Genomic DNA, 24,328 nt, shown 5'->3' on the forward strand with positions numbered 1-24,328 from the left:
TCTTATTTTAAAACCACCTTTAAAGGTTTCTTCAAATTGTTCTTGTATTGATTGACTGCCTCATTCCAAGACTGTGCACTAGTCACCTTCCCAGCACGATCCCATGCCGCACCATTATAGTAAACATAATCTTTCCCGCTCTTTACTGAGCTGATCAATAGCGCTTGTTCAGGACGATTGTTCTGATAGGAAACTTGCTGATCAGGAATAATAACAGCAATTGCTGACTTTCCACTCGCATTTATCTCCGGTTCAAAATACGCCAAAGAATTATTTTTAGGTCCAATCGTTAACAAGGGTGCTTCCTCTTTTCTTTTTACAATACCGATAGCAATCGGTGTTGCTTTGTTTTCTGAGTTCTTGAAATGCAGCACGATTTTATTGAAATTACTTCCTGCGTCTAAACTAATTGTCTTACTTAAAACAATTTGCTGTCCATCAACCTCTTCAGGATCAAAGTCCAGTCGGAAAGTTGTTCTCAGAGGTCCATTATCTAGTATTTGATAGCGACGATAGTGCTTCGTATAACTCAACTCATTGTTAAAGTAAAGGCCAACATCTCCTGCCCCTAAAGTTTGCCCTACTGAATAATAATCTAAGCCTTCGCCATGGTCTTTGTGATAGTCTTCGGTCTTGTACCACTTATTGATGACCAATTGATTCGTCCGCTTTGCCCAATAATCCATCCCTTGTGCATCATCTTTCCTGCCTTCCAATGCCTTCCCATACATGCGGAAAGCTACCACATCATTCTCCCATGCAAAGTCATCAAAACGTTCAGGCACGTAACGTGCATACGCCTTCGATTCAATCATTGAAGATTTACTGTCGACAACGTTCAAAGCCACCTTTTCTTTAGGTTCAACGAGCACTTGTAACAATACATTAATTGCTGTTTGGCCGCCCAATTTTTCAAGTTGATGAGGGATGATCTTACCAGATGCGTCTTTTACCGTAAAAGTAGTATCTAGTTTAAAATGCTTATTAAATTTCGCATAAGGTATAGAAATGAGCTCTTGCCGATTTTGATTAGTCGGGTTGCTTACAACAATCTGCTGTTGAGCACGACCATTTTGAATTGTACCAGCGCTCAAAAGCATGAAGAATAGTAGCTTTTTCATATTATTTCAGTTCAGTAATCGGACTTTTGTCCATATCATCGTAATCCATGTTTTCGCCGGCCATTCCCCAAATAAAAGTATAGTTACTCGTTCCCGCACCTGCATGTATCGACCATGGTGGAGAAATGACTGCTTGCTCATTCTGCATCCAGATATGTCTAGTTTCGTCTACTGGTCCCATAAAATGAGAAACAGACTGCCCTTCTGGTAAATCAAAATAGAAATACACCTCCATTCTACGGTCGTGTGTATGTGCAGGCATCGTATTCCAAACAGAACCTGGTTTCAATTCGGTCATACCCATTTGAAGTTGACAAGTTTCAATCACCGTATGCAGTAACATTTGGTTAATAACACGATGATTGGCAGTTTCCATTGTTCCCAATTCAATCTTATTTGCTTGCTCTTTCGTTACTTTTTTTGTCGGAAAACTACGATGGGCTGGAGTGGAATTCAAATAGAATTTTGCCGGTGATGCAGGATTTTTACTGCTGAAATAAACTTCCTTAGCACCCTTCCCTATATATAAAGCCTCTTTCGTCCCCAAATCAATCAGCTCACCATCAACCTCGACTTGACCTGCTCCGCCAACATTGATAATTCCTAATTCACGACGACTTAAAAAGTATTCCTCCTTTAATAAAGGTTCAATCGTTTCCAATTTCAACTTTTTGTTTACTGGAGAAGCACCTCCCGCCATGTAGCGGTCGAAATGCGTATAAACAAAGTGGATACGATCTTCCCAAAATAATTGATCGATTAAGAAGTTTTCACGAAGCCCTTTGGTATCTAAAGTTTTGGTTTCATTTGGTCCAATAGCATACCTGCTTTCATAGGTAATTTCCATAACATAGTTTGTTTTATGTGCTTAATATAGGACTAACAATTATGGAACGCCTCTATTATCTGCGAAATCGATTTCGACTACATCTTGTATTTTTAACCATTCGACCAAAACTCAACTGGCAAATTCTTTAGCATAATAGACTTTCGCTCAATTTCTTTTTTTGATAAACAATACTCTTCGAAAACGATAGCGTAACTAAAGTTTTCAAATACCAGAGATATTTAATAAAATTGGGAATATTATAAACGCTATCACTCTAGGTCATCCTGCAAGCACAACCATCAACCTAAGTAACAAACGGTTCTTGCCCAGTATTGCCTAAAGCAATTAACCAATATCATAGAACTAATGAACGAACAGAAAGCAGGAAAATACAGGTGGACCATATGTTCTTTACTATTTTTCGCAACAACGATCAACTATCTTGACAGACAGGTACTATCCCTAACCTGGAAAGACTTTATTTCGCCAGAGTTCCATTGGACGAATAATGATTATGGACTTATTACTGCATTATTCTCGATTTTCTATGCCGTAGGGATGCTTTTTGCGGGTCGTTTTGTCGATTGGCTTGACACCAAGAAAGGTTTTCTATGGGCGATCGGCATCTGGTCTATTGGAGCGATTTTACACGCATATTGTGGTATTGCTACGTCCGGTATACTTGCTGGGGAATGGTTTGTTGGATTTGAAGGCGCTAAGGAAGCCATCGCTAAAGTCCATGATGTTGCTCGAGTGGTGAATGTATCGGTTGTATTGTTTGTGTTCGCTCGCTTTGTACTTGCAATTGGAGAAGCAGGAAACTTTCCAGCAGCAATTAAAACGACGGCTGAATACTTCCCAAAGAAAGATCGTGCATTTGCGACTAGTATTTTTAATGCTGGTTCTACCATTGGCGCATTAGCTGCTCCGCTCACCATTCCAGTTATTGCAAAGTGGTATGGATGGGAAATGTCGTTCATCATTATTGGTGCACTTGGTTTTGTATGGATGGGCTTTTGGATTTTTATGTATGATAAACCCGAGGTACATCCTAAAGTAAATGAAGAAGAGTTAAAATACATACAGCAAGATGATATCTTAGAAAAAGAACTAGCCGGCGGTGTTGAACAGGCTCCAACTGGTAAAGTCACTATTCAAAACTGCCTGAAACATAAGCAAACTTGGGCATTTGCCATTGGAAAATTTATGACAGACGGAGTTTGGTGGTTCTATTTATTCTGGATGCCTGCCTATTTAAGTTCCGTTTATGGTATTAAATCATCTGATCTAAATGGCCAACTAGCGTTGTTTGTGCTTTATAGTATTACGATGTTATCGATTATTGGCGGATGGTTGCCATCTTATTTTATTAGTAAAGGTATGAACGCCTATGCAGGTCGTATGCGTGCCATGCTAATCTTTGCATTCTTTCCACTACTCGTATTACTAGCCCAACCCTATGGACATGTCTCTTTCTGGGTTCCGGTTTTACTTATCGGTATCGGTGCTGCGGCACATCAGTCCTGGTCCGCAAATATCTTTTCTACCGTTGGGGATATGTTTCCAAAGAAAGCGATTGCGACTGTTACAGGTATTGGTGGACTAGCAGGTGGTCTAGGTTCATTTTTCATCAACATTTATTCTGGAAAGTTATTCGATTACGCAGAAACAAATTGGAGCAAAGTAAATGGCGAAGAATTAGTATCCCGGTATCCCGAATTGGCCGATGGAGCCACTAAGAAAGCATTCTTTGAACAAAATGGCGTAGGAAATATTGAAGAGTTCTTAAAACAATTGACAGCCCAAGGTGAAACCGTTGTAAACGGAATTGACAAAGGCTATATGATTATCTTTAGTTTTTGTGCGGTAGCCTACTTAATCGCCTGGACAATCATGAAATTATTAGTACCGCGCATGAAACCCGTTAAGCTTTAGACGAGCGACGTTGAATAATGGTGGTATCCAAAATGGTCGTGTCGAAATCAATCTGAAAACGGTTTTTTGACTCGACCATTTGTATTAATTTCTCAACACCCTTGTACCCTATTTCAAATGCTGGTTGAATAATTGTTGAAAGTGATGGGTTCAGTGATTCAGCAATCTCCGTATTTGCAAAACCGATAACAGCGACTTGCGCGGGAACGGAAATCTCCAATTTCGAAAGAATACCTAAAGCATTTACGGTCAATGTATCGGTCGTTCCAAGCAAACCTATTGGATTGTCGTGCTCTTTCAACTTGTTGGCCAACAGATTGGTCAAGTTTTTAATCAGATCTTCTCTCGACTGCCCATAATCTACTTGAATAATATTCTCTTCTTTTGCCGTGATATAGTTTGCCAATAACGCTTTTTTATAACCCGCTATCCGCTTCTGACTCACGCCGATATTCTTTCCGCAAAGCACTAGAATATCCGTTCTGCCCATATCAATCAAATGTTGGGTGGCGTCGAAAGCTCCTTTTTCATTATTTACACCAATCTTAAAAGTAGGCAAATCAAAATCAATTCGATCCACTAAAACCAACGGACAAAGCTGATGAAATTGCTTTAAGTATTTTAGATTGGAGTCCGCGGAGGGCGTTATGATGACACCATCGATGTTTTGTTGATGTAAGGTACGTAACGAATCTGCTTCCAATTCTGCATTTTCGCGGCTTTGCATAAAAACCAACTTATAATTGCGTTCATTGGCCGCCTGTTGCGCGCCTTCGAGTATTTGAGATTGAAATGGGTTTGCCAGGTAAGGAATGATAACAGCAATGGTATTGCTACGCCCCGTTTTTAAGCTTTTTGCCAAAATATTGGGACGATAATTATATTCATCGGCCATGTCGCGAACACGTTGCTTCGTTTCATCACTAATTTCAAAACTATCGTTCAGAGCTTTCGATACGGTAGATACCGAAATCCCTAACTTCATCGCCAACTCCTTAAGGGTAATATTACTCATCCTAAACTTATTCCTATTAAAACGCTAACAAGTCATAAGCTCCAATTTAAATCGCTCATGTAACATGTGGATTATGGAGTCGAAGTACTTGCTTCGACTAAAATAGGAAATATATTTCTATAAAGGCAATCTGCTGAATTTGCTTGAACTTTTAATAGTCACTCGCTGAAACGATATTTCTTAGTTCCCTTTCACATCCCTTTCAAACCCAATTCAAATCCGATCCAAACCCAATAGCAAAGGTTATTGCTATGGTTTTCAATTGCATGAGAATAAGTAAAAAGTAATTGGAGTTTAAAAGATCTATAATTCCTTAAAATAGAAGAAACAGGTTCTCGATATGACCTAGTTCGGGACTCTATCGGGCGCGATAGTCGATTTTATTTTCTTTAGCAAAAACTGTAGCAACAGCTATCATATTATTCTGTTTAGTCAAAAGCTCTGTTTCTGTACTTTTAAACATCTGATCTATAGCAGTTTCAATTTCTTCAGCGCTTTTTCCCGCATCAATCAGCTCGGCAATTCGTAGGTATTCTTTAGCAAAAATTACACGACCAGCTTCCATATAATCCAATGACGAGCTAATTAATTCTTGCGCATCGCGCGTCTGTTTAAGGTTCTTAACCTTCCCTATCGCATCATCGAGCGGGTTAATCGTACGAGTCTTTACATAATCCTTGGCTGTCATTTTTAAGGTATTTTTTGCCTTATGCTCTAGTATTTCACGAAAATAAGCTGGACGATAGGCCGCAGAAACCAAATTGCTGTTAAGTGCTGTCTGTTGAAATACCTGCTCTTTGCTCGGTGAGGCACATGCGTAAACGACAATTGTGAACAAGAAAAATGGCAATAGCTTGAGTAGGTTATTCATTTTATGTTTCTGTGTAATAGGCGATTTGATGAAATCGAGCAAAACTCGATTTATCTTTAATCCTACAATTTTCTAGCCAAAAATCTTCTATCATTTGGACTATTCGATACAGAAGCAGCACTTTTTATCGGAAGAAAATCTCGAGAATAACTTTAGAATATTGGAAAGTCGCATTATAAACGCGCTAATATAGTGCGCATTTTATTGAAAAATATAATTTATTAACCTATAATTAATAAACAAATTTTTATATATTATTTGTTATTTTTACCATTTTAGCAAAATGTCTAACGAAGAGTCTCATTCCTATGTCCAATTATTGGAGGCAATCAGTCATGGTAATGAGCGTGCTTTTTCTACATTATATGACTTATTTGCTACCGAACTGTCTAGACATATTTTGTCGAAAGTAAATGATAAACAGGTTGCTGAAGACATCCTACATGATCTTTTCTATACCCTTTGGAAAAATAGATCTCGCTTAACAGAAATAAAATCCGTTCCCGCATATCTTTACTCATCTTGTAGGTACATGATTCTGGCCTACTATAGAAAGCGCGACAAATCCATGATTTCTGAAATCGATCTTTCCAACATTGATATCTTAGCTGATGAAATCGCAATTGAGGATCGTTTATACTATCGATACACCTTAGATATTATTGCCACAGAGATTGAAAATCTTCCTGAGAAGTGCCGGCAAATATTTAAGCTGAGTAGAATTGACTACCTCTCTAACAAAGAAATCGCCGAAAAACTGTCAATTTCAGAATCAACAGTTGAAAAACACATCAACAAGGCTATCAGTCGTTTACGAGTAATATCAAGACCATATCTACTTTTTTTATAATTTTTTTTCAAAACCGAGTAGAAGCTAGGGCTCTTTCCTATCACTTGTTATATACGGTACTTTGATAAAAATCCGGATGCAAGACAATAAACCACCAAAAGAGACAACCAAATTTCTTCAGCACTCTTCCAACCAAGAAGAGAATGCACAAGTACTTTTTTGGTATGACCAGCTTGGCTTTAACACAGAAAATTCCGATGAAATAGCCGATCAGATTACGTTTTCGGCTAAGGAAAGATTAATGCAACAATTGATTCTTGACAAGAAACGAAGAACTTTTCGGTTGTGGTCGCGAATTACCGCAGCAGCCGCTATACTGTTAGTTGGTTTCTTCGCTTGGAAAACAAATTACAGTCCTCAAAGCACTTTAAAAGATGCGACAGATGCTCAACTCGCTGCCGTAAAACCCGCTAAAGAGCACGCCATTATTACATTGGAAACCGGAGAAGAAATTGATTTAGATCAGCTTGCCATCAATGAGTCAATACAAATTGGCGAAATCAAGATTATTAAGAATAGTAAGGGCGAGGTTAGCTACATAAACAGTAAGACAGGCGAAGCCCAAATGAATACCATTCGAGTTCCAAAAGCCTCGATATATAGTTTGACGTTGAGCGATGGTAGTAAAGTCACGCTTAATGCAGAGTCAAAACTAACTTACCCCAGTGCATTTGCAGGAAAGGACCGAACCGTAAAATTAGAGGGTGAAGGCTATTTTGATGTCAAACATACATCAACTGACAGTCGCTTTATTGTCGAGACACAAAAGCAAGAGATCGAAGTTCTGGGTACTAAGTTCAACATTAAAACTTTCCAAAAAGAAGAAAATAGCTATACGACCTTGGCATCTGGCTCCGTTCGCGTCAAAAGTAACGTGCAGGATAATCTGCAAATCTTAAAACCTGGACAACAAGCACGCACTGATAATGGCGGAAAATTGACTGTTAAGAATGCCGATTTAGAAAAGGTACTGGGATGGACAAATGGACAATTTGTTTTTGATGGAGAAAACAATGGCGAAACTTTCGAAGAGATTTCGAGATGGTACGATGTTGACATTTCCTATCAGCGAAACAGCAAGAATATCGAGTATGTCGGAAAGATACCAAGAAACCTCACCTTAGATAAGCTTATAGAACTCATGAGCTATGCGGGACTAGAGGTCGATGCAAATATAGATCATCACAATCGAATCAAATTACAAATCAAATAATAACCAACCAAATATTACCCTTGATCATGAAAAAATATAATAGCAGTTAAATTCCCGCACTGGCCATAAAAAAAACGAACCCTGTTGACGCAGGATTCGTAGTAAAAATAGGCTGCCCAATGCGGTTAAAAATTACCAGTTTCTAATCATTAACAACCAACTACTAATTTAATGAATTTTTACTTATATCCATTCTTGGGTAAAGAAGAGAATTCGGCCTGTGTCTCAAACCAAACGAATATGCCGAAGAATCGAACTTCTTGGAACTACTCAAGACATCTACCAAACATTATAATGAGATTAAATATCATCTTACTGTTGTTAGGACTCGCGCTTTCTCAAGCCATGGGACGCTCTATTGCACAAGAAATAACGCTCAACAAGAAAAGCACCACGCTATCTTCTATTTTAAAAGAGATAGAAAAGCAATCGGGCTACAGTTTTTTCTACAATAAAAATGACATCAATGCCGAAAAGAAGATCAATTTATCGGTCAAAAAAATGCCATTAAAAGAGGTCCTGAATAATATCTTAAAACCCGAGAATCTAACATTTGACTACTTCGACAAAACGATTGTAATCAAAAAACCATCTCAACAATCTCGCAATAACAGCAGGACTCAGGTTATACAAACGGAAATTCCAGCATCCAAAGTTCAGCAAATGGTTCGCGGCTTTGTGCTTGACAGTGATGGTAAGGGAATCGTTGGGGCATCGATACGCTTGAAGTCAGATCCTCGAAAAGCAGCATTGAGTGGCGAAAATGGGGAATTTACACTTCCGATTACCTCGCTAAATGAAATACTCGTTTTTAGTTATTTGGGTTTTGAGAGTAAAGAAGTTAAAGCAAGCTTGAATCAAGCGCAAATGCGCATCATCCTCCAGAAACGCGAGAATACGGTCGATGAGGTTATTGTTACGGGTATGATGAACTTTAAGCGAGAATCGTTCTCCGGAGCAACAGCTACCTTCAAACAGGAAGAGTTAAAACAAGTTGCGAATACCAATGTTATTCAGGCTATAAAGAGCCTAGATCCATCGTTTTTGGTGATGGAGAATAATTTATCAGGGGCAAATCCGAACATCCTTCCGAATATAGAACTTAGAGGAACAACCAGTATTTCAAGCGACAATCTTCGTGATGAATTTACGGATGATCCGAATCAACCATTATTTATATTAGACGGTTTTCAAACCAAGTTGCGCAACATATTGGATCTCGATATGAACCGAATTGCGTCAATAACAATTTTAAAGGATGCTAGTTCCACCGCAATTTATGGTTCTAGAGCATCGAATGGTGTTGTCGTTGTAGAGACGATTAAACCACTCCCTGGAGAAGTGCGCTTAAGTTATACGACAGATCTAAACATGGATATTGCGGACTTAGGCAGCTATAACATGATGAATTCGGCAGAAATCCTAGAGTTTGAGAAGCTTTCTGGTGCATACAATGCAGCAATTGGGCAACCGGAAAATCAATATACCTTCTGGGATCAGTTATACAACGAACGTCTTCAGCGCGTGAAATCTGGAGTGGATTCATACTGGTTAAGTGAGCCTATTCGCACTGGATTTTCTAATCGACACTCACTTTACGCAGAGGGTGGATCAGAAAATGTGATTTTCAACGTCGGCGGAAATTACAAGAAAAACAATGCCGTCATGAAGAATTCCGGACGCGAAGAATGGGGAGGTCGCCTAAATCTAACTTATAGAAAAGATAAACTAAGCGTCAATAACAACTTTAGTATACAAGGCTACAAAGCTAACGAATCAAATTATGGAAACTTCTCTACTTGGGTCAATACCAAGCCATACTTTGAGAAGTATGATTCGTCTCAGAAATACCTAGAAGAAATTAAGGGAGATGGGTCTAAGACGATTACGACTATCATTCCGAATCCTTTGTATAATGCCGGCTTAAATAGCTTTGATAACAATAAAAGTTGGGGCATCACCAATAATCTACAAATTATATACAAATTAGATAACGCATGGCGCTTTGAGGGGGGACTTCAACTTAACAAAGAAACAATTGACTACGCAGCCTTTATATCGCCTTTAGATAGTCGATTTGATCAAGTAAATGCCTTGCAAAAGGGACAATATACGTCCAAAAAAAGAAATCAGTTTTCTTATACCGCCAATGCGATGGCAACCTATTCAAAAAGTTTTAACAAACAGACTTTCACAGGAAATATACGCCTTGAATTCGAGGATAAGCAAAACGACTTATTAGGATTCGTCGCTGAAGGGTTCCCTTTAACGAGTAATGGTAATCCAGCATTTGCTTATGCCTACAAAGCGAATGGATCGCCTTCGTCGGCACAGTCTATCTCTCGTAGGAATTCAATTGTTTCTGCTGCCAATTATAGCTATGATAATCGCTACAATGTGGATGCATCCTTCAACTATGACGGATCCACCTCCTTCGGGAGAGCGAATTCTTATTCTCCATTCTTTTCATTCGGGGGTAGTTGGAATATACATCGAGAATCCTTCTTTAGAAATAACCCAAAAGTGAATTTACTTCGCATACGCGCAAACTATGGGGTTACGGGTAATCAAAACTTTAACTCAGCGACGTCGATCTCCACGTATTCCTATCTGACGGCCTATAATTATTCGGGTCAAGGGGTACAGTTAGCGACTTTTGCCAATGAAAACTTGAGATGGCAGAAAACAAAACATTTAAGTGGAGGAATTGATGCTGCTCTTTTTGACAGTCGCTTAAACATGACCCTAAATCTGTATCAGAAAGAGACAAATGACTTAGCTGTTGCCGTCGATCTTCCTGCTTCAACAGGTCTATTAGCGTATCCTTTTAACGCTGGAGATTTAATGGTCAAAGGTCTTGAGCTTATCGTAAAGTATAACGTTATTCAACGCCCTGAAGAGCGTTTCTTGTGGAACATCGGTTTAACTGGATCCAGAGGTTCTCAGACCTACGACAACTTCAATGATCGCTTAGAAAGTCTTAACGCTTCATTACAGAATTCGAACGCCTTAGTACGCTATCGTGATGGGCGCTCGCCAAATGATCTATGGGCGATGCAATCTGTAGGAATCGACCCTGCGAGCGGCAGAGAAATTTACTTGACGAAGGATGGCACGCAAACCTTTGACTATAATGCTAAGGACATTAATGTAGTTGGCAATGGAAGCCCGCTATTCCAAGGGATATTAAGCACGAACTTAAACTATAGAGGATTTACGCTATCTGCATACCTGCGTTATATTTGGGATCAGGATATTATGAACACCGCTTTGTTTAACAAAGTCGAGAATATTAGCCGTACCGACATCACGCAATACAACCAAGATAAGCGCGCTTTGTATGATCGCTGGAAACAGCCAGGAGATCAAGCTCAATTTCGTGGGATTAGTTTCAGCGATGTCACGCCAATTTCCTCTAGATTTATTCAACAAGAGAATACCCTCTCCCTAGAATCCTTGTCTTTAGGATATGATTTTCGCGATCATGCATTGATTAATAAATTGGGATTGTCAAATCTAAAAATTACGGCTATTGCAAATGAAGTATTCCGCAGCTCTACTGTGCGTAGAGAGCGTGGATTAAACTATCCATATGCAAAATCTTATTCACTATCTATTAATGCTAGATTCTAATCTTATGAACACAAGCACAAATAAAAGCTTACTTATTACATTCTTCACGGCCTTTTCATTACTTGCTGCTTCTTGTCAGAAGTGGTTAGATGTAAAACCGGAAGATAAGTTTACGAAAGAACAAATATACCAGACTCCCGAAGGCGTCAAGGAAGTCATGAACGGAATATACCTTCGCCTTGGCAGCGAGAAGCTTTATGGCTCATATTTGAGCATGACGGTCCTTGACGTTATGGCTCAACGCTACCGAATAGGTTCTGACAAGAATCCATATTATTACTACAGCAATTACAGCTTTAATGAGAAGAAAGTTCAAGATGGGCTTGCTGATATTTGGACAGACATGTATGTAACCATCGGTAACATCAATGATTTTATAAAAATCCTTCCTACTGTAAACAATGGCTTAACCCAAGAGCAAAAAGATCAATACATCGGAGAAGCCATAGGTATACGTGCATTTTTGCATTTCGATTTACTACGTATGTTCGGTAATTATTACGACGAAACCACAAAAACGGAAGAAGCTATCCCGTATTATCGTACATTATCAACGGATATTGAGCCTTTTTCCAGCTCTGAAATGGTTATCAGCTACATTCTTGAAGATATTGCCGAAGCCGAAAGATTAATGGCCAAAGACCCCATCATTGGGAAAACAGGGCTTGATGATTTAAATAATAATCGATTCCATCTCTATGCTGCCAAAGCATTGAAAGCTCGTGTCTATCACTGGGCAAACGAAAAAGGTAAGGCCTATCAAACTGCCAAAGAAGTGATCGCCCTACAAGATGCCTTTCCATGGGTAAAACATGCAGACATTACTATCTCCGGTAAAGACACCGATAGAAAGTTCTTTTCAGAGAATATCTTTTCCGTTTTTAATCCAGACCTATACGATATACAGCTCAATACATTTGATGGAAATTTATTGGAGGGAGACTTACTCGCGACAGGCTCCTCAAATGCTATCAGCAAAGTCTATGAGAACAACGAAAGTGACTATCGCTACACCTATTTATGGCCTTACGCAACAGCCGGAATTGGTTACCGGACTTTCATAAAATATGTGGATTTGGTTAACAAAGACAATTTAAGTCGCTATATGGTTCCATTGATTCGGATTTCCGAGATGTATTACATTGCTGCTGAATGTGCCGAAAACCCTACAGAAGGTTTAACGTATTTGAATACGGTTCGTCAGCACCGAAATATTATTACGGATATCACAAATCCTTCAATTTTAAAGAATGAACTTACTAAAGAGTACCGCAAGGAATTCTATGGTGAAGGGCAACTGTGGTATTACTACAAGCGTAGTAAAATTACAAGTATCATGAGTATGACTGCAAATGGAAGTAATACGACCATTTCTTTAACCAATTATAAATTACCGATTCCACAAGTTGAATTAAACGGACGTTAAAACAAGAAATATGAAATATTTACCTATCTATATTTTATTCACCTTGATCTTTCTTTCTGCATGTAAGGAAGAAGGCTTGATGACTTACAGCGTTGAAGACAGTGGATCCAGTCTGTATTTTACGGAAAAGATAAATCGCAGTTCAAAAGACACATTAATGAAAGTGATTTCATTAGGACGAACGCCAGAGGATATTAAGGACAGTATCATCTTCATTCCTGTTAGTATTATTGGCCCAGTAGCTAATCAAGATCGACCAATCCATATCGATATCCCTGATTCAGCGACAATGAAAGAAGGTTTACACTTTGATTTTATCAATCGACCTATGATCAGAGCAAACCATGTCGTCGATACAATTTATCTCAAACTTCATCGAACTCCTGATTTGCTAAAAAATCGGGTTTATCTAAAGTTGGATCTCAAGTCGAACGAATACTTTGATACACGGATTACAACTAAGATAAATAGCAAAGTCGAGCAAGATATTATTAGCTACTCTTTGTCCTATGATGACATGTTTCCAATTCCACATTTATGGACGACATGGCCAAGTAAACCAACCTTCATCGGCTTTTTTGGAGAATACTCGAGAAGAAAGGTTGAATTACTTATTGAGGTGTTAAAGATCGACCCTGAAATGCTTTACAATCCAGAAAGAATACCAAAAATATCACAAATAGTGAATTGGTCAAGCTATATGAAGTACTGGCTGAATAAACAAAAGGCAGAAGGCAATACTCAATTTGATGAAAACAATAAAGAAATTACGATGGGGCCATCCGCTTAATCTATAAACGTTATGAAAAACACTATATACATCCTTATATTTTCATTCATTACACTCTTATCAAGTTGTAATAAAGATTTGGGTCACTATGATTATGTCGATGTTGACTCTTTGCAATTGTCAAATTTCCCAGATACATTGGAAATCAAAGTTGGCGATGCGTTGAAATATTCACCAACCTTGCAGTCTTCCCTAAGCCCAGTTGACGAATCTGTATTGGCATTCGAATGGGTGATTTTTGATCGATCGAACCCAAATGCAAGCGAGAAGAAAAAAATCTTAGGGAAAACGCGCGACTTGGACCTTGTTCCTCTTCTAGTCGCGGGTACTTACCCTGGCTACTTAACCATTAACAACAAAGAAACAGGAAACATCTGGACTTACTCATTCACTTTAAATATCACTGGAGCATTTGGGAAATATGGCTGGTTTATCTTAAGTGATACGGATGAGCAAGCGCGTCTAGATTTTGTACAAGACGACCCAAAAAACTGGCATTCTTATCCGATTATGTATCGAGATTTAAACAAGCTAATTCCTAATGCGGTAGACGGATCTCCCTTAGAATTTGTGGGAAAACCGCGCTCATTAGCGAGTATATATAATCAGGATGTCGTAGCGACTTTGGCTAAAAATTACTTATATATCAACACCGATATTAATACCTACAAAATCAATGTTTCGGATGGAATGTTATATAATACGACAACGTACAATTTCCTAAATGAAACCGCTTCCGGCTCACCGAAATCTGCGGATAAAATGATTGGAATTGGAGCTGGAAAATCGTTTGCTATCAAAGACAATAACATTTACTCGCTGTACTATGTGATGCAAAAGTATTACAATGTTCCTATTAACAGTGCTTTAAGTGGCGAAACTTATCGGATTTCAGACATGGTTGCCATGCCGATGGGAAATACCAACGGTAATATGATTACGTTTGATTTGGATAATCGGCGGTTGATGAAGCTCAACTTGCAAAGTGCGAATGCCGTCCCGCTTACTTCTGAAGGACAGGCTGCTGACGTTTCTGATTTGAAGAAAGATTTAGTTTGGTTAGGTCAAACCTCCGCATTTGGAGGACAGGCGATTGCTATTTTGAAAGACGAAAACAAATACTTTTTACTTAGAATGACTTTTACAGAAAGTGCTGGGTTTTCAGTAAGCTCGATGAAAGACATTACGGATACGTTCACCGATATTTCCAATGCAAAACACTTCGCAGTTGATAACTTGTATGGTTATGTCTTCTACGCGACGGATAACAAAGTATATCAATATGATATGGATGCTAACCTCCTCAAGGTTGCAAAAGATTTAACAGGTAGAAAAATAACATTAATCAAATTTGCCACATTCTCTAGCAACTTGACAATTGGGGGCCCTGGCTTTAATAATCAGCTTCCACGCTTAGAGCCTGCTGCCTACAGTCTTATTATCGGTTCTCATGATGCAAACTCTCCCAATACATCAGGTAAAGTTGAGTTTTGGCGTGTAAATGGATTAATGGGCGCATTGACGGAATCTTTCAAACCGTTTGAAGGCATGGGTAAAGTTGTTGACGTTGTCTATTCCGATGTTTATTAGTAAAAATAATCTGGAAGTATCCGTACTTCCAGATTCTATTCTCAAAAAAATGCCTTCTATAAAATCCGCTTTTAAAATTATTCTTTGCATCAGTATTTTAATCTCGAACTTCAATGTTTATGCACAGAATCAATTAAAAGCCCTTCAAAACGCTTTTGACAGGAAGGATACGTCTATGCTTACGCATACGCTTTCGGATCGCTTTTCTATAGCGGGATTTACGGATCAATCGGCAAAGTTTTGTCTTCAACAAATCTTAAATAGACATCCAGTTACTCAAATTGAAGCTGTCGAAGAAAACAGTAAAAGACTGATTGCACTATTCAAAGACGACAAGGGTAAAATAGACAGCTCTAAGATCCAATTAGACGAGAACGGAAGGATTAAGCAGGTTGAACTATTCGATCGTCTATATGGCGTAAAAAGAGCTCAAAATCCAAAGCTTATCGCGAAGATTCCTTTTGAAAACAAAAATGGATCTATTCTATTAAAATTAACCATCAATGGCCATCAGAAACCATTGAAACTATTATTTGACACCGGTGCTGATGGCATGGCTTTAAACGAAAGCGTTGCGAATCAGCTTGGCTTACTTGCCAATAGGACAAATAGTGCATCAGTCGTTGGAGGTACCCAGCAAATTAAAGTTTCAGAGGGTAATTTCGTTGAGATTGCAGATTTGAAATTGGAAAACATGTCTATCGCTATCTTCCCAAATAGAACAGATGAATCTAGCGACGGGATTTTTGGCAACGCTATTTTAAGGCGGTATATTACCCAGATAGACTATGACAAGAGCGAAATATCGCTTTACGAATTTGGAGACTTCAAATATCCTGGAGATGGCAAACTGGTACCTATAACATTTCCTTCTGGTGTCATCCATTTAAAGGCTAGCTTATCTGTCGCTGGTGAAACAGCCGTTCCTAGTGATTTTATTTTTGATACGGGTGCAGGATACTCCCTAATAGGGTTTAGACCTTATGTTAAGAAACATAAATTATTGGTTTCTGGTTTCAAATCTGAAGTTTCCTCAACAACGAGCAGTCTAGGCATCGTCACACCGACTTTTACAGGTTATGCACAAACACTGCGATTAGGCTCTCTTGATGCGATCTCCAATTTCCCAATAAGTTTAATGGGTGGAAACTCTGCAAATAAAAACTGGAACCCTGGAGCAGATGGTTCGATCGGTGTTCGCGCTATCAGTCGCTATAACCACATCATTAATTTAGTAGATGGAGAGATTTATATGAGCCCGAATAAACTCCACGAATACCCTCAAGATTTTTTAATACAAACCTATCTTTTCGGCTGGAATAATAGCGGACAACTCTTATTACTTGATCAAATTGGAGCTCCCGATAGTGATAAGAAAGGAAAAATCGTCCGAGCAATTAATGGTGATTTAAGCGCAAAGATTGCAAAAAACGAAAAACTAATTACCAAGTACAAAAGCACGAAAGATAAGTCCGTGCTTATCACTTTTGAAGATCAATCAAACTTGACGATTGACTAATTATTAAACGTTAAAATAAAGAAAAAATATAATGAAAAAGACCATTTCACTACTGGCGTACCTCTTTCTATGTATGTTGGTATTTGCCCAAATAAAGCCTGCAAATATTACTGGAACAGTTGAAAAAAACGACATCAAACGTGTTTCTCTATTTAAAGTATTAAACGGCCGTCTTGTCGAAGTTGCGATGAGTATACCTGATGAGGAAGGACGCTTCGGCTTTCGTTTTACTCCCGAGTACGAGGGTTTTTATATGCTTGGAAGCGGGACGAATGTACGATTACAGGGAAATTTCAAATTTTATTTTCGAGGTAATGAAGATCTTGTCATAAAATTAGGAAGAGAGAATTATGAACTCGTTAGTTGCAATAGCAAAGAAATTAAGGCCCTTAACGCATGGGATATTGCAAGCGCAGATATTTATTTGAAATCATCGAGATTAGGCGGACAAAGCACTTATGTAGACTTCTTTCCACAAGTTGAAGAGATGGCCAAGAACTTAGCTAATGTGAAGAAAGATCCTAAAACCGGCAATAAAGTATTCGACAAACTATTTGCAACGATTGTCGATTACGACTTTGCGTATTATGCTGTAGGATTTAACTTCCTTCCTAGATCTACGCATCCGGATGAAGATGAATTCACTCCATATTACCAAAACTTCAATCCAAACGACTACTTGAATGATTTCCTTCTCCAATTACCTTATGGTGATCGTTTTTTGAACAACTTAATTTTGTTAAAAAATAAAGGAAAAAACATGAGCGACGAGGCGGCCATGATTGCAAGTATTCCTTCAGATATTTTGAAGGGGCAGTTTATTGTTGCAAAAATGGAAAGAAGTCGTTCGATGGAAGACTTGCTATCAACGAAGAAGACTTATAAGCAATATATTACGCTTCCAGAGCAACAAAACCGTGTTGCTGTAATGGAATCGAAACTTGCAGAATCTAAAACCGGTGCTGCGGCGGTAAATTTTACGTTTCCTAATATCGCTGGAAAAACAATCGGATTAAAAGATTTAAGAGGCAAAGTAATTCTAATTGACATGTGGGCCACTTGGTGTGGACCTTGTCGTGCAGAAGAGCCACACTGGGAAAAATTAAATGAGCTATTCGCTGGCAAAGAAGTGGCTTTCGTGGGGGTTTCGGTAGATAAAGAGAAGGACAAATGGGAAGCTTATATTAAAGAAAAAAATCTAAAAGGAATTCAACTTCACGCAGGTCCAGGCAACATATTATCATCAGCTTACAAAATTGATGGAATTCCAAGATATATTTTAGTTGATAAACGAGGTAATTTGATCACTGCAGACAGTCCAAGACCTTCAGATCCTAAACTTAAAGAGATCCTTGAGCAAGAGCTTGCAAAATAAATGAATAAAGAAGGCTGTCAATGTTGACAGCCTTCTTTATTCATTGCTAAAAGAACTTCGAGAATAGGCCTGGTTTCTTCCAGCTATTCTTGTATTCCTTTGCCAAAGCGCTGTGATCATCGAATGCCAATACGTAATTTAATGTTTTATGCGCTTCTTTTAAATCGCCAGCCTGATATTGCGCATGCGCCTTGGCTAAATATACTTCCTCGGATAGTTCGTCGTACGACCAGCCTTCTTGATCATAAATCGCTTGGAACTGATCTACGTATTGATCAACGAGACTTCTATTGTTTAGTTTATCTTGAAGCTGAATCCCATAGCTTAGCCATAAAGAATATTCGGTAGGCTCCAACGCTAAGCCAACAAATTGATTGTATTCCTCAAACATCGCTACCCCCTCTCTATATTGTTGTAATAGGAAATGGCTCTTCACAATCATGTATATTGTTTTTGCTTTGTCGAAATCATTTAATAGAAATGATCGCTTATTCTCCATATAAAGTCGCGCTGTCTTATTCACTTCTTTATAGTTCTTTGCTTCATTATGTATTTGCATCAAGTTGTACTGCGGATTCGCCTCATCAGGAAAACGCTTCGCTAAATCAGCATAATAAGCAAGTCTAACTTCCTGCGGTTCTTCGGCATAGAGATTATATAGTACACCCTCAACTAAGTTTTTAGCATATTCAAAGTCTCTGAAATCATAGTCTGATATATCAGGATTATCATTATAGTGGCCGTAAATTTCAAACAACAGTTCTTCTGCTTCTGCTTTAATATCTTCTGATAATCCTAACTTATCATGTACAACGATTTGCGAAGCTCTATGCTGAATATAGTTGTAGTAGTAGACCATATCCTCGTTATACACGCCAAAAAAATTGTGAATAGCTACGTTGGCTCCTTCATAGTCCTCCCCTTTCATCAACGAATCGACTAACGTATGATGTAACTCCGGAAATTCGGAGTATTGAAGACCTTCCTGTGCGATTTCGGCAGACTCTGCATATCGACTAAAAGCGGCTAGGGTTATCGCGTAGTTATTGCAGCACATCGCCATATTGTGTCTATCTCCCAACGTGTCGCTCTCGAACTCTGCTTTATCAAAGTAACGATGGAAAGCATCATAAGATTGTTGATACAGCGCGAGTTCAATCATCCGAAACTCTAATTTTGTTTCGTCAGCAACGTTGAGCTCATTGATAAAATTAGCTATGTTAACAGCCTCATTATATAAGTCTCGAGGTTTATCAGGAAATGTAGGGATTGACGTGCTAATCATTTGATGCGCCAAAAATATAGATTCTACCATCCGTCTCCAACTACAAGCATTAGGCTGTAATTTATTCGCATTTTCCAACAAATCGATCGCTTGTAAACAATCTCCTTGCTCATATAAATATGTTCCCGCAAAATGAAAACTCGCGTAATCTTTAGGATTGCTCTTCATCAAGGCACCGGCATGTTTAAAGTAGAAATCATCTTCTTTTCCTAGCAAATTCGCATAATTACGTTCTATAATCAGTTGATAATACAAAACGTCAGGGTTGCTATAAGACTGATTGATTAGCCCCTCGAAGCGATGATACCATTTAACAAGACCTTCTTGAATATAGGTCGCTGTATTGTCTCCTTCGATTAATTTCATCATAATCTTCAGCGAAAGATCAATCGCTTGATTTTCATAAGCAATTTCTGCCAAATCCAAATAACTCTGTTCATTGGAGCTCACATAACGCTCAATCTGTTCAGCGATGAGTTTGACTAATTCAGCACCACTGCTGAGTTTGGAATAGTCTAGAACATAAATCTTCTTCAGCCAGAAGTAAGAAACATTTTTATCAAGTAAATCTCTATTGTCAATGAATTCCTTTCTGAAATAAGCTATTCCCTGATCTATTGTATCCAGTAGAAGTTCATTTTCCCCTAAAGACTCATATATTTTCACCAAAAAATCAAAGCCATAAACTGCCGATTCGGATTGATCAATCAGTCGCTTTGCGTAAGAAACAAATTCATCTCTATTGTCTGTTGTAATGTGTTTCTGAGGTCTTCCTATCTGCCAAAGAACATACTCATTACTCAAAGTATAATTTAAAATATTATAAAGTGCTTTATTGTTATTAGGTTCAATGGCCAAAATCCGTTGCAAATATGGAATAACGTATGCCTGTATAGAAGTAAAGGTCTCTTCATGTCCTTCACGGTAAGCTAGATCATGATGCGCTACAGCCATTAGAAATAATGTATCAAGGTCTGTCGGCTGTTCAACCAGCAAGCGCTCGCCTTCCTTTATACATTCTTCAATCTCATTTGCATAAAATAATTGTTCTAATTCTTCGTAGTTCATACTCATATCGCGTATTGGGTAAAATGTATTTGGCAAGAAAGCAAACTGAAAACATAGCAATCTTTGCCTTTACAACGGCAAATTACAAAACTTCTTGTCATCTTGTAATGGTAGTTTTCAGGGATAATTGTTAATCAGCAACATACTTTTATTATTTATTCACAATAAGTGATATTCAATATTTACAAGGTCGAATGCGGTTAGCCTATCCTACTTGCTAAACGTTCTTTGCCTCAGTTGAATTGTTTTGCTGTAAGATATTTTACACCTCATAATCTATTCCTATCTTTATTTAGAAACTGACTATAAAATCATTGCAGAACGCGTTAGCTTATGAATACAAGAGAAGAAATTATTCGAAATTATATTGACGGTTACAATCGTTTCGACATCCCTAAAATGCTTAAAGATTTTGCTGACGACATCGTTTTTGAAAATATCCAGAATCATGTAACAACCGACTCCCTTGAAGGAATAAATGCATTTCAAGAACAAGCAGAAATGGCGAAAGAATATTTTTCCAATAGGACACAAACGATTATTGCGTTTCATCATCATATCGATTATACGGAGATTGAAATCGATTATGAAGCAACACTCGCATTCGACTTTCCGGGAAGCCTAAAAAAGGGCGATAAAATTCAGTTGAAAGGCAAGTCAATCTTTACATTTTCCGACGCTAACAAAATTCAAAAACTTTTAGACATCAGCTAGTTATATAAAAACTTTTTACTCGAAATAAGCCTTTAAAATAAAAGGAGCCATTTTGATAAAATGGCTCCTTTTATTTTATATTATTGTCTCGTCCTGAAATAGCGATACATAAAAAGAATCGTTATGAAAGAAATATCCAATTATGTAAAACGTACGCAGCGTGATTACACTTTAAGCTTCAAACTGAATGTTGTCAGAGAAGTTGAATCCGGAGAATTGACAAGCACACAAGCACAAAGAAAGTATGGTATCCAAGGAGATAGCACAATTCGTAACTGGTTGAAAAAATATGGTAACTTTGATTGGGAGAATCAAATACCATCCAGTATGGCAAAGTCACCAGAACAACGCATTTTAGAATTAGAAGCCAAAATCAAATTGTTGGAGAAGCAGAAAGCGCAGCTTGAGCGACAGAATTACATTGCTGATTCCAAAGCGATTATCTTTGATATGATGATCGATATTGCCGAACAAGAATATAAAATAGACGTAAGAAAAAACTTCAAACCCGCACAATCGATTGTTTCCGACAAGAAAAACAAAAAAGCCTAAGTTTTACTTGTGGGTTGTTCGGGTTAAGTAGGCAAGTGTATTATCGAAGAATCAGACGAACTAAAAGAAGTCAAAATATAGCGAGTAAAGTTGTGAGCTTAGTCCAGGAACTACGCGCTGTTCAGCCAAGAATTGGTACACGGAAACTCTATCATTTATTGGTCCAAGAGCTACAGGTATTAAAAGTTGGCAGAGACAAGTTTTTTGATATTTTACGAGCCAATCACTTATTAATTATTCCAAAACGGAGTTATCGTACCACGACCATGTCACATCATCGATTTAAAAAATATCCTATTATTATTAAAGAAATGAATATTTATCGTCCCAATCAAGTTTGGGTGAGTGACCTCACTTACATCGGAAAGCGAGAAAAACCTTGTTATCTAAGTTTGATTACAGATGTATATTCTAAGAAGATAGTAGGCTTTGAAATCTCAAGCACAATGTGTACAAGTCATGTTGTAAAAGCATTGAAAATGGCTCAAAAACAAAGAAAAATAAAGGAATCATTAATCCATCATTCCGACAGAGGTATCCAATATTGTTCAGACGAGTATCAATATTATCTAAACAAATACAAGATTAAGTGCAGTATGACAGAAAACTCTGATCCTTATGAAAACGCCATTGCTGAACGTATAAACGGTATTCTGAAACAAGAGTTCATGATTGATACCTATCATTTAGATCTAATTTTGATGAAGCAAATTGTAGAGGAAGCAATCAATATCTACAACAATGACAGACCACATTGGTCTAATCATATGCTAACTCCCAATCAAATGCATCTCAAATCAAATATGAATTACAAAACTTATAAAACAAAAAGCAGTAGAAACCTCTCGGCTACTACTGCATAAAATTATGTATTTTTAATCACTGAAAAACTGTATCTATTTTTCAGGACTAGTCATATTTAATAATATGATTTTAAAAAGCATCTACTACAGCACTTACAAACTCTATTTCGTCAGCCGTTAATTTAAGATCAATAGCTTTCGCATTTAAAATAGCTTGCTCAGCATTTCTCGCCCCCGCTAGTGCTACAGTAATACCAGGACGTTCAATTGTCCAACGTAAAACAAGCTGACTCAGTGTCGCATTCTTATCATCAGCAAGGGGTTTAATACGTTCCAATAATATATTGGCCTTTTCAATAAAATCGGGCTGGAAATGCGGTAAACTAGCTCGATGATCCCCATCTTGGAAAGTATATCCCGCATGAATCTTCCCGGTTAACAAACCACGTTCAAGCGGACTATAGGCCAACACAGACTTTTGATGATGGATACAGTAAGGTACCGTTTCATCCTCAACAGAACGATTAACCATGCTAAATGGAATTTGATTAGAAACAATAGAGATGGTTTTTTCTGCTTCTTCCATTTGACTAACATTATAATTACACACGCCTACGTGAAGTACCTTTCCTTGTTCAACTAATCTCGTAACGGCTTCAAACGTTTCATCAATTGCTGTTGTTATATCTGGCCAGTGTATTTGATATAAGTCTATATAGTCAGTACCCAAGCGTTTCAAGCTTTGCTCACACTCGTAGATTACAGACTCTTTGCCTGCATATTTATATATTTCGATCGGATCCCCATTGTTATTTTTGCTATGAAAGCCAAAATCTCCCTTATCTAAATCCCATCGCATTCCAAATTTCGTCAAGATCTGAACCTTATCTCTAGGTAATCCACGAATCGCCTCACCGACGATTTCTTCCGAGGTTCCTTGGCCATAGATTGGTGCAGTATCAATTGAAGTTACGCCTAAATCATATGCTGCCTGAATAGCTGCTATGGCATCATTTCTATCAGTAGATCCCCACATCCAGCCTCCGGCAGCCCACGCACCAAAGGTAATCGCCGACACGTTTAAATCACTGTTTCCTAATTTTCTATATTCCATAAGATTCTAGATTATATAAATAATTAACATTCCGTATCCGAAACGTTTTACTAGTCACGCTTCAAATCCACATACTTCTTTTCAAAATATACTGTCTTTTGTTCAGCAGTACTTATATACCTCGCTTGGATATAATTTCCTCTCGTTTTCACGTAATAAATGCTACCGTCTTCGAGACCTGTCGTTGCATAATAGTTCCCTAATGGTAATTGTGTTTTACTCTCAACGTCCTTCGTAAACACACTAAAAAGTATTAGTGGCTTTGACTTGAGACTTGGACTGCTGTAACCAACAATCCTGTAATCACAGCGAATTCGAGCAACCAACAACATTTCATTGTTATCTGAAATTAGAAATTTGTTACAATTCTCTTCCATTTGCACTTCATCATCTTTCGAAGAATTTTCAGCCTCTTGAGCCTTAAGATGGTTGACATGGAACAAGAACATCAAGAAAATAGGAAGGGAGTAAAGTAGGTTTTTCATTCTAAAATCAATTATGTAGTGTAGAAAACAAATTTCAGTAAGCTGCCTAGATGTTAAACTTTTGGGTATACAGCTTTTAGTCTAAACAAATTTATCTATAAATCATTGCCTATCCAAACTAATCATTTCCCATCATTTAA

The 24,328-nt window shown here is 38.0% G+C and carries 18 protein-coding genes and 1 pseudogene; 12 read left to right on the forward strand and 7 right to left on the reverse strand.

Features of this window, described 5'->3' with window-relative positions; all coding sequences use genetic code 11:
* Positions 1 to 2: 2 nt before the first annotated feature.
* Together GFH32_RS16305 and kduI are read right to left on the reverse strand one after the other, a co-directional pair.
* A complete protein-coding gene (locus GFH32_RS16305) occupies positions 3 to 1,121 on the reverse strand; it encodes a DUF4861 family protein (protein ID WP_153512603.1) in 1,119 nt (372 codons plus the stop codon).
* A gap of 1 nt (position 1,122) precedes the next feature.
* Positions 1,123 to 1,968, reverse strand: a complete 846-nt coding sequence (gene kduI, locus GFH32_RS16310; protein WP_153512604.1) for a 5-dehydro-4-deoxy-D-glucuronate isomerase — start codon at positions 1,966 to 1,968, stop codon at positions 1,123 to 1,125.
* 348 nt (positions 1,969 to 2,316) lie between these two features.
* Between kduI and GFH32_RS16315 the strand changes: the two genes are divergently transcribed.
* Positions 2,317 to 3,885, forward strand: a complete 1,569-nt coding sequence (locus GFH32_RS16315; protein ID WP_153512605.1) for an MFS transporter — start codon at positions 2,317 to 2,319, stop codon at positions 3,883 to 3,885.
* Here GFH32_RS16315 and GFH32_RS16320 read toward each other — a convergent pair.
* Both GFH32_RS16320 and GFH32_RS16325 read right to left on the reverse strand, forming a co-directional pair.
* Positions 3,875 to 4,900, reverse strand: coding sequence for a LacI family DNA-binding transcriptional regulator (locus GFH32_RS16320; RefSeq protein WP_153512606.1), 1,026 nt, complete (start codon positions 4,898 to 4,900; stop codon positions 3,875 to 3,877). The two genes, GFH32_RS16315 and GFH32_RS16320, sit on opposite strands and share 11 nt — an antisense overlap.
* 358 nt (positions 4,901 to 5,258) lie before the next feature.
* A complete protein-coding gene (locus GFH32_RS16325) occupies positions 5,259 to 5,771 on the reverse strand; it encodes a hypothetical protein (RefSeq protein WP_153512607.1) in 513 nt (170 codons plus the stop codon).
* A 283-nt stretch (positions 5,772 to 6,054) separates the two neighbouring features.
* On the opposite strand from GFH32_RS16325, the gene GFH32_RS16330 reads away from it, so the two are divergent.
* From GFH32_RS16330 to GFH32_RS16365, 8 genes are all read left to right on the forward strand, one after another.
* Positions 6,055 to 6,621: an RNA polymerase sigma factor gene (locus GFH32_RS16330; RefSeq protein WP_153512608.1), complete on the forward strand. Its 567-nt coding sequence runs from the start codon at positions 6,055 to 6,057 to the stop codon at positions 6,619 to 6,621.
* A 76-nt stretch (positions 6,622 to 6,697) separates the two neighbouring features.
* Positions 6,698 to 7,834 carry a FecR family protein gene (locus tag GFH32_RS16335; RefSeq protein ID WP_153512609.1) on the forward strand — a complete coding sequence of 379 codons (1,137 nt, stop codon included), beginning with the start codon at positions 6,698 to 6,700 and terminating at the stop codon, positions 7,832 to 7,834.
* A 171-nt stretch (positions 7,835 to 8,005) separates the two neighbouring features.
* Positions 8,006 to 11,467: a SusC/RagA family TonB-linked outer membrane protein gene (locus GFH32_RS16340; protein WP_153512610.1), complete on the forward strand. Its 3,462-nt coding sequence runs from the start codon at positions 8,006 to 8,008 to the stop codon at positions 11,465 to 11,467.
* 4 nt (positions 11,468 to 11,471) lie between these two features.
* On the forward strand, positions 11,472 to 12,893 hold the full coding sequence (locus GFH32_RS16345) for a RagB/SusD family nutrient uptake outer membrane protein (RefSeq protein WP_160366836.1): 1,422 nt from the start codon (positions 11,472 to 11,474) through the stop codon (positions 12,891 to 12,893).
* Between the two features lie 10 nt (positions 12,894 to 12,903).
* Complete coding sequence (locus tag GFH32_RS16350; protein WP_153512612.1) at positions 12,904 to 13,683, forward strand: DUF4843 domain-containing protein; 780 nt, start codon at positions 12,904 to 12,906, stop codon at positions 13,681 to 13,683.
* A gap of 12 nt (positions 13,684 to 13,695) precedes the next feature.
* Positions 13,696 to 15,273 carry a PKD-like family lipoprotein gene (locus GFH32_RS16355; protein ID WP_153512613.1) on the forward strand — a complete coding sequence of 526 codons (1,578 nt, stop codon included), beginning with the start codon at positions 13,696 to 13,698 and terminating at the stop codon, positions 15,271 to 15,273.
* A gap of 49 nt (positions 15,274 to 15,322) precedes the next feature.
* Positions 15,323 to 16,792, forward strand: a complete 1,470-nt coding sequence (locus GFH32_RS16360; protein ID WP_160366837.1) for a retropepsin-like aspartic protease — start codon at positions 15,323 to 15,325, stop codon at positions 16,790 to 16,792.
* Between the two features lie 31 nt (positions 16,793 to 16,823).
* A complete protein-coding gene (locus GFH32_RS16365) occupies positions 16,824 to 18,167 on the forward strand; it encodes a TlpA family protein disulfide reductase (protein WP_228384159.1) in 1,344 nt (447 codons plus the stop codon).
* Between the two features lie 46 nt (positions 18,168 to 18,213).
* Here the strand turns inward: GFH32_RS16365 and GFH32_RS16370 are convergent, their stop codons facing one another.
* Entirely contained in the window at positions 18,214 to 20,526 is a 2,313-nt protein-coding gene (locus GFH32_RS16370) for a hypothetical protein (protein WP_153512615.1), read from the reverse strand.
* 327 nt (positions 20,527 to 20,853) lie between these two features.
* Here GFH32_RS16370 and GFH32_RS16375 point away from each other — a divergent pair, with 327 nt between their 5' ends.
* From GFH32_RS16375 to GFH32_RS16380, 3 genes and pseudogenes are all read left to right on the forward strand, one after another.
* Positions 20,854 to 21,234, forward strand: a complete 381-nt coding sequence (locus GFH32_RS16375) for a nuclear transport factor 2 family protein (protein ID WP_153512616.1) — start codon at positions 20,854 to 20,856, stop codon at positions 21,232 to 21,234.
* Between the two features lie 123 nt (positions 21,235 to 21,357).
* Positions 21,358 to 21,621: pseudogene (locus tag GFH32_RS18690) on the forward strand (transposase); the annotation flags it as partial.
* Positions 21,622 to 21,800: 179 nt separating this feature from the next.
* On the forward strand, positions 21,801 to 22,649 hold the full coding sequence (locus tag GFH32_RS16380) for an IS3 family transposase (RefSeq protein WP_262884786.1): 849 nt from the start codon (positions 21,801 to 21,803) through the stop codon (positions 22,647 to 22,649).
* 70 nt (positions 22,650 to 22,719) lie between these two features.
* Here GFH32_RS16380 and GFH32_RS16385 read toward each other — a convergent pair whose 3' ends face one another.
* Both GFH32_RS16385 and GFH32_RS16390 read right to left on the reverse strand, forming a co-directional pair.
* A complete protein-coding gene (locus GFH32_RS16385) occupies positions 22,720 to 23,703 on the reverse strand; it encodes an aldo/keto reductase (RefSeq protein WP_153512617.1) in 984 nt (327 codons plus the stop codon).
* Between the two features lie 50 nt (positions 23,704 to 23,753).
* Positions 23,754 to 24,188: a hypothetical protein gene (locus tag GFH32_RS16390; protein WP_153512618.1), complete on the reverse strand. Its 435-nt coding sequence runs from the start codon at positions 24,186 to 24,188 to the stop codon at positions 23,754 to 23,756.
* Positions 24,189 to 24,328: the final 140 nt, after the last annotated feature.

This window comes from Sphingobacteruim zhuxiongii (assembly GCF_009557615.1).
Taxonomy (GTDB): domain Bacteria; phylum Bacteroidota; class Bacteroidia; order Sphingobacteriales; family Sphingobacteriaceae; genus Sphingobacterium; species Sphingobacterium zhuxiongii.

Coding starts and splice junctions, on each gene's coding strand:
- GFH32_RS16305 (WP_153512603.1), bottom strand. CDS start 1,121: ATGAAAAAGCTACTATTCTTCATGCTTTTGAGCGCTGGTACAATTCAA.
- kduI (WP_153512604.1), bottom strand. CDS start 1,968: ATGGAAATTACCTATGAAAGCAGGTATGCTATTGGACCAAATGAAACC.
- GFH32_RS16315 (WP_153512605.1), top strand. CDS start 2,317: ATGAACGAACAGAAAGCAGGAAAATACAGGTGGACCATATGTTCTTTA.
- GFH32_RS16320 (WP_153512606.1), bottom strand. CDS start 4,900: ATGAGTAATATTACCCTTAAGGAGTTGGCGATGAAGTTAGGGATTTCG.
- GFH32_RS16325 (WP_153512607.1), bottom strand. CDS start 5,771: ATGAATAACCTACTCAAGCTATTGCCATTTTTCTTGTTCACAATTGTC.
- GFH32_RS16330 (WP_153512608.1), top strand. CDS start 6,055: ATGTCTAACGAAGAGTCTCATTCCTATGTCCAATTATTGGAGGCAATC.
- GFH32_RS16335 (WP_153512609.1), top strand. CDS start 6,698: ATGCAAGACAATAAACCACCAAAAGAGACAACCAAATTTCTTCAGCAC.
- GFH32_RS16340 (WP_153512610.1), top strand. CDS start 8,006: ATGAATTTTTACTTATATCCATTCTTGGGTAAAGAAGAGAATTCGGCC.
- GFH32_RS16345 (WP_160366836.1), top strand. CDS start 11,472: ATGAACACAAGCACAAATAAAAGCTTACTTATTACATTCTTCACGGCC.
- GFH32_RS16350 (WP_153512612.1), top strand. CDS start 12,904: ATGAAATATTTACCTATCTATATTTTATTCACCTTGATCTTTCTTTCT.
- GFH32_RS16355 (WP_153512613.1), top strand. CDS start 13,696: ATGAAAAACACTATATACATCCTTATATTTTCATTCATTACACTCTTA.
- GFH32_RS16360 (WP_160366837.1), top strand. CDS start 15,323: ATGCCTTCTATAAAATCCGCTTTTAAAATTATTCTTTGCATCAGTATT.
- GFH32_RS16365 (WP_228384159.1), top strand. CDS start 16,824: ATGAAAAAGACCATTTCACTACTGGCGTACCTCTTTCTATGTATGTTG.
- GFH32_RS16370 (WP_153512615.1), bottom strand. CDS start 20,526: ATGAGTATGAACTACGAAGAATTAGAACAATTATTTTATGCAAATGAG.
- GFH32_RS16375 (WP_153512616.1), top strand. CDS start 20,854: ATGAATACAAGAGAAGAAATTATTCGAAATTATATTGACGGTTACAAT.
- GFH32_RS16385 (WP_153512617.1), bottom strand. CDS start 23,703: ATGGAATATAGAAAATTAGGAAACAGTGATTTAAACGTGTCGGCGATT.
- GFH32_RS16390 (WP_153512618.1), bottom strand. CDS start 24,188: ATGAAAAACCTACTTTACTCCCTTCCTATTTTCTTGATGTTCTTGTTC.